Source organism: Pseudomonas sp. NDM (genome assembly GCF_003105095.1).
GTDB classification, from domain to species: domain Bacteria; phylum Pseudomonadota; class Gammaproteobacteria; order Pseudomonadales; family Pseudomonadaceae; genus Aquipseudomonas; species Aquipseudomonas moraviensis_A.
Genome location: NZ_QETJ01000255.1, coordinates 1 through 4,404 on the forward strand (window position 1 = coordinate 1; position 4,404 = coordinate 4,404).

The 4,404-nt window shown below is 59.7% G+C and carries 6 protein-coding genes; 4 read left to right on the plus strand and 2 right to left on the minus strand.

From position 1 onward, the window contains the following. Positions 1–165 precede the first annotated feature (165 nt). The 4 genes from moaC to DCO47_RS25925 all read left to right on the plus strand — a co-directional run bounded on the left by moaC (position 166) and on the right by DCO47_RS25925 (position 2,370). Positions 166–639, plus strand: a complete 474-nt coding sequence (moaC, locus tag DCO47_RS25910; protein ID WP_042607709.1) for a cyclic pyranopterin monophosphate synthase MoaC — start codon at positions 166–168, stop codon at positions 637–639. Further along, the gene (locus tag DCO47_RS25915; protein ID WP_042607710.1) at positions 636–878 is read left to right on the plus strand and encodes a MoaD/ThiS family protein; all 243 of its coding nucleotides are present in this window, start codon (positions 636–638) and stop codon (positions 876–878) included. The genes moaC and DCO47_RS25915 overlap by 4 nt, the downstream gene beginning before the upstream one ends. A 2-nt stretch (positions 879–880) precedes the next feature. After that, the gene (moaE, locus tag DCO47_RS25920) at positions 881–1,333 is read left to right on the plus strand and encodes a molybdopterin synthase catalytic subunit MoaE (protein WP_064364414.1); all 453 of its coding nucleotides are present in this window, start codon (positions 881–883) and stop codon (positions 1,331–1,333) included. Between the two features lie 260 nt (positions 1,334–1,593). Further along, positions 1,594–2,370: an ABC transporter substrate-binding protein gene (locus tag DCO47_RS25925; protein ID WP_064364413.1), complete on the plus strand. Its 777-nt coding sequence runs from the start codon at positions 1,594–1,596 to the stop codon at positions 2,368–2,370. 83 nt (positions 2,371–2,453) lie between these two features. Here the strand turns inward: DCO47_RS25925 and DCO47_RS25930 are convergent, their stop codons facing one another. Continuing rightward, positions 2,454–3,080, minus strand: a complete 627-nt coding sequence (locus tag DCO47_RS25930) for a transcriptional regulator (RefSeq protein ID WP_042607713.1) — start codon at positions 3,078–3,080, stop codon at positions 2,454–2,456. A gap of 84 nt (positions 3,081–3,164) precedes the next feature. Beyond that, complete coding sequence (locus DCO47_RS25935) at positions 3,165–4,292, minus strand: FAD-binding oxidoreductase (RefSeq protein ID WP_064364412.1); 1,128 nt, start codon at positions 4,290–4,292, stop codon at positions 3,165–3,167. Positions 4,293–4,404 lie beyond the last annotated feature (112 nt).

Consider the following 4,404-nt stretch of genomic DNA (forward strand, 5'->3'; position numbering starts at 1 on the left):
GAGCCTGCTCGCGATAGAGGTCGATCAGTCGACATCAATGTTGAATACCAGACCGCTATCGCGAGCAGGCTCACTCCTACAGGTGATAGCGGTGATTTCATAATCAGTGATGCGGATATCTGACCCACAGGTTTACAATCCGCGCTCCTGATCAGGAGTAATCCCGTGCTGACTCATCTCGATTCCCAAGGTCGCGCCAACATGGTCGACGTCACTGAAAAAGCCGTGACGTTCCGTGAAGCGACGGCTCAAGCGCTGGTGCGCATGCTCCCTGAAACCCTGCAGATGATCGTCAGCGGCGGCCATCCCAAAGGTGATGTGTTCGCCGTGGCACGCATTGCCGGGATTCAGGCAGCGAAGAAAACCAGCGATCTGATTCCGCTGTGCCACCCGCTGATGCTGACGGGCGTCAAAGTCGAACTCAGCGCCGAAGGCGAAGACAGCGTGCGCATCGTCGCCCGCTGCAAGTTGTCCGGGCAGACCGGCGTCGAAATGGAGGCGCTGACCGCCGCCAGTGTCGCCGCCCTGACCATCTATGACATGTGCAAAGCCGTCGATCGTGGCATGACCATTGAAAGCGTGCGTCTGCTGGAAAAAGTCGGCGGCAAGAGCGGCCATTTCCAGGCGGACCCGGCATGAAACTGACTGTGAAGTTTTTTGCTCGTTACCGCGAGGCGCTGGGCGTGGATTCAGTCGTGGTTGAAGGCGATTTCGCCAGCGTCGATGACGTTCGCGCATTGTTGGCGCAACGTGATGGCGCTGAGGTGTTGAGCGAGCAGAACCTGATGTGCGCACGCAACGAGGATCTTTGTCAGCTTGACGAGCCAGTGACCGATGGCGACGAAGTGGCGTTTTTTCCAACTGTGACCGGGGGCTGAACATGGCGATTCGCGTGCAGGCCATGCCGTTCGATCCGGGCGCTGAAGTCAATGCGATGCACGCGGCCAATGTGGGCGTCGGTGCGGTGGTGAGCTTTGTCGGTTACGTGCGCGACTTCAACGACGGGCTCGACGTCGCGGGGATGTTTCTCGAGCACTATCCGGGCATGACCGAAAAAGCCCTCGGCAAGATCGCTGTCGAAGCGCAGCAGCGCTGGCCGCTGCTGAAACTGGAAGTGCTGCATCGCATAGGCGCGCTGGAGCCGGGCGAGCCGATCGTCTTCGTCGGCGCCGCCAGCGCCCATCGCCAGGCCGCGTTCGATGCCTGCGCGTTCGTCATGGACTACCTGAAAACCCGCGCGCCGTTCTGGAAGAAAGAAAACACCAGCGATGGGCCCCGTTGGGTTGAGGGGCGGGACAGTGATCATGTGGCTGCGGATCGCTGGAAGAAGTAAGTTCTGTATTGCCCTCAAATCCGCTATCGCGAGCAGGCTCACTCCTACAGGGGAACGCATTGCAAATGTAGGAGTGAGCCTGCTCGCGAAGGCGTCATCTGCAACACCGAAATCCTCCCTCTCTACCCGATTGACGATTTGTACCTGAGAGTCCAGTATGGATTTCCAAGTACAAAAAAAGCTTCTGTCTTGCAGCTAATAGCTTGCCGCTTGTAGCTGCTTTCTTGCCAAACCAACAACAACTTCGCGAGAGAACGAACATGAAGAAACTTCCCCTCATCACCGGTCTGGCCCTCAGCCTGTTGGCCTCCGCCAGCGTGTTCGCCGCCGAGAAAACCCTGCGCATCGGCATCGAAGCGGCCTATCCGCCGTTCGCGTCGAAAACCGACAAGGGTGAAATCGTCGGTTTCGACTACGACATCGGCAATGCCTTGTGTGCGCAGATGAAGGTCAAGTGTGTGTGGGTCGAAGGTGAGTTCGACGGGCTGATTCCTTCGCTGAAAGTGAAGAAGATCGACATGGCGCTGTCGTCGATGACCATCAACGAAGATCGCAAGAAGTCAGTGGATTTCAGCCATAAGTACTACTTCACATCCTCGCGCCTGGTGATGAAGGAAGGCGCCAGCGTCGATGATCAGTACGCCAGCCTCAAAGGCAAGAATGTTGGCGTGCAGCGCGCGACCACCACCGATCGTTATGCCACCGAGGTGTTCGAACCCAAGGGCATCAACGTCAAGCGCTACAGCAATAACGAAGAAATCTACATGGACCTGGCGGCGGGGCGCCTCGATGCGATTTTCGCCGACACCATTCCGCTCAATGACTTCCTGTCGATGCCCCGCGGCAAGGGTTATGCGTTTGTCGGTCCGGAGTTGAAGGATCCCAAGTATGTCGGTGAAGGCGCGGGGATTGCGGTGCGCAAGGGCAATGCCGAGCTGGTCAGCCAGTTGAACAGCGCCATCGACGGGATTCGCGCGAGTGGCGAGTATCAGAAGATTTCCCAGAAGTATTTCAAGACCGATATCTACGGCGACTGATAAAAAGATCGCAGCCTTCGGCAGCTCCTACATGGGAATGCGTTCTCCTGTAGGAGCTGTCGAAGGCTGCGATCTTTTGCTTTTCAGCCCTTCAATTCCTTCAAATGCTTGTACACCGTCGCCCGGCCCATGTTCAGCACATTGGCCACGTAGTTCGAGGCGCTTTTGCCCTTGAACGCGCCCTCGGCGTGCAGCGCCAGCACCAGTTCGCGTTTGTGATCACGGGTCAGCAGGTTCAGGCTCAACTGCCGCTCGCGCAGCCACGCGTGGAGGAAGGTGTTGATGCGTTCCTGCCAGTCATCACGGAACAGTGAGTCCGGCTGCGGAATCAGTTTGCTCGGCGACAGAAACAGGTCGAGTGCCGCTTTGGCGTTCTCGAACAGGGAAATATTCAGATTGATGCACAGCACTGCGAGCGGTCGATCTTCACTGTCGCGCAGCACAGTGCTCAGGCTGCGAATCTTCTGACCGTCCCAGTTGAGCTTTTCGTACGGGCCGATGTTTCTTTCGCTGACCTCCTCGCTGAGCATGTCTTCCAGCGAGGAGTCGTCGCCGATTTCACGCTTGGACAGGTTGTTGGCGATGTAGTCGACCTTCTGCGTGCGCAGGTCGTGCAGCACCACCTCGGCATGGGGAAAGAACAGCGTGGCGATGGCATCGGCGATGGCGCGGAAGTTATCCAGCGCCGGGTCGAATTCGGGGGCGGTCATGACAGTGGAACTCCAGGCAGCGTCAGCGCCCCATGTGCCGGGGCGCTGCGAGTGTGCCGCAATCTCTTGGGCGAGTCGATGCGATCACCCCAGTCGGGCGGGGGAGAGCATGGCGCTGTCCAGACCGAATTGCTGCAGCTGCTCGGGGAACGGCTCGCCGCGCACCAGCGCCGCACTGGCCTGACCCATCGCCGGCGACGTCTGAATGCCGTAACCGCCCTGTGCCGCAACCCAGAACAGCCCCGGCACTTTTGAATCGAAACCGCTGAGCAGATCACCGTCGGCAACGAAACTGCGCAGCCCGGCCCAGGTGCGGGTCGGGCGGCGGATGGTCAGTGTGGTGGCTTCTTCGATCTGATAAATACCCATGGCGATGTCGAGTTCTTCCGGCTGCACGTCGTGCGGTTCAACCGGGTCGGCGTTGGCCGGCGAGCCGAGGAACATGCCGGCGTCGGGCTTCATGTAGAAGGATTCGTCGAGGCTGACCAGCATCGGCCAGTGATGAATATCCACGCCTTCAGGACCGGCAAAGATAAACGCAGCACGACGTTTCGGTTGCAGACCCAGCGGCTGCGCACCGGCCAGGGCGCCGATCCTGTCGGCCCAGGCACCGGCGGCGTTGATCAGCACCGGTGCGCTGAACGTCTCGCCGTTGGTTTGCACGATCCACAGGCCATCGGCATCGCGATCCAGGCCAAGCACTTCGCAATCGGTATGGACTTCGCCGTGGTTGCGCCGGATGCCGCGCAGGTAGCCCTGATGCAGCGCGTCGGTGTCGATGTCGCACGCCGAAGGATCGTAGATCGCACCGTGGACTTTGTCCCGGCGCAGGATCGGCAGGCGTGCGCAGGCTTCGTCGGCGCTGAGCAGCTGCATCTGCGGCACGGTGGCTTTGGCGCTGAGGTATTGGTTGTTCAGTTCGGCAGGGTCGCCGATGAAGTCGACGGTCATTTCGCCGCGTGGGGTCAGTAGCGGATGCTCGCAGAAGCCGCTGGGAGGATTGTCGAAGAACGCGCGGCTGGCCTGAGTGAGTGCGCGTACCTGGGCGGTGCCGTAGGCGGCGGTGTACAGCGCGGCGGAACGACCGGTGGAGTGATAGCCGGGATGGGTTTCACGTTCGAGCACGATCACTTTGCCGTGCGGCGCCAGCCAGAACCCGGTGGAAGCGCCGGCAATCCCGCCGCCGATGATGATGAAATCTGCGTGGTTCATGAAACTCTCCGGTGTGTACGCGATATCCAGAAATGACGTCGCCCCCTGTAGGAGTGAGCCTGCTCGCGATAGCGGTCGATCAGCCGACATCAATATCGAATGTCAGACCGCT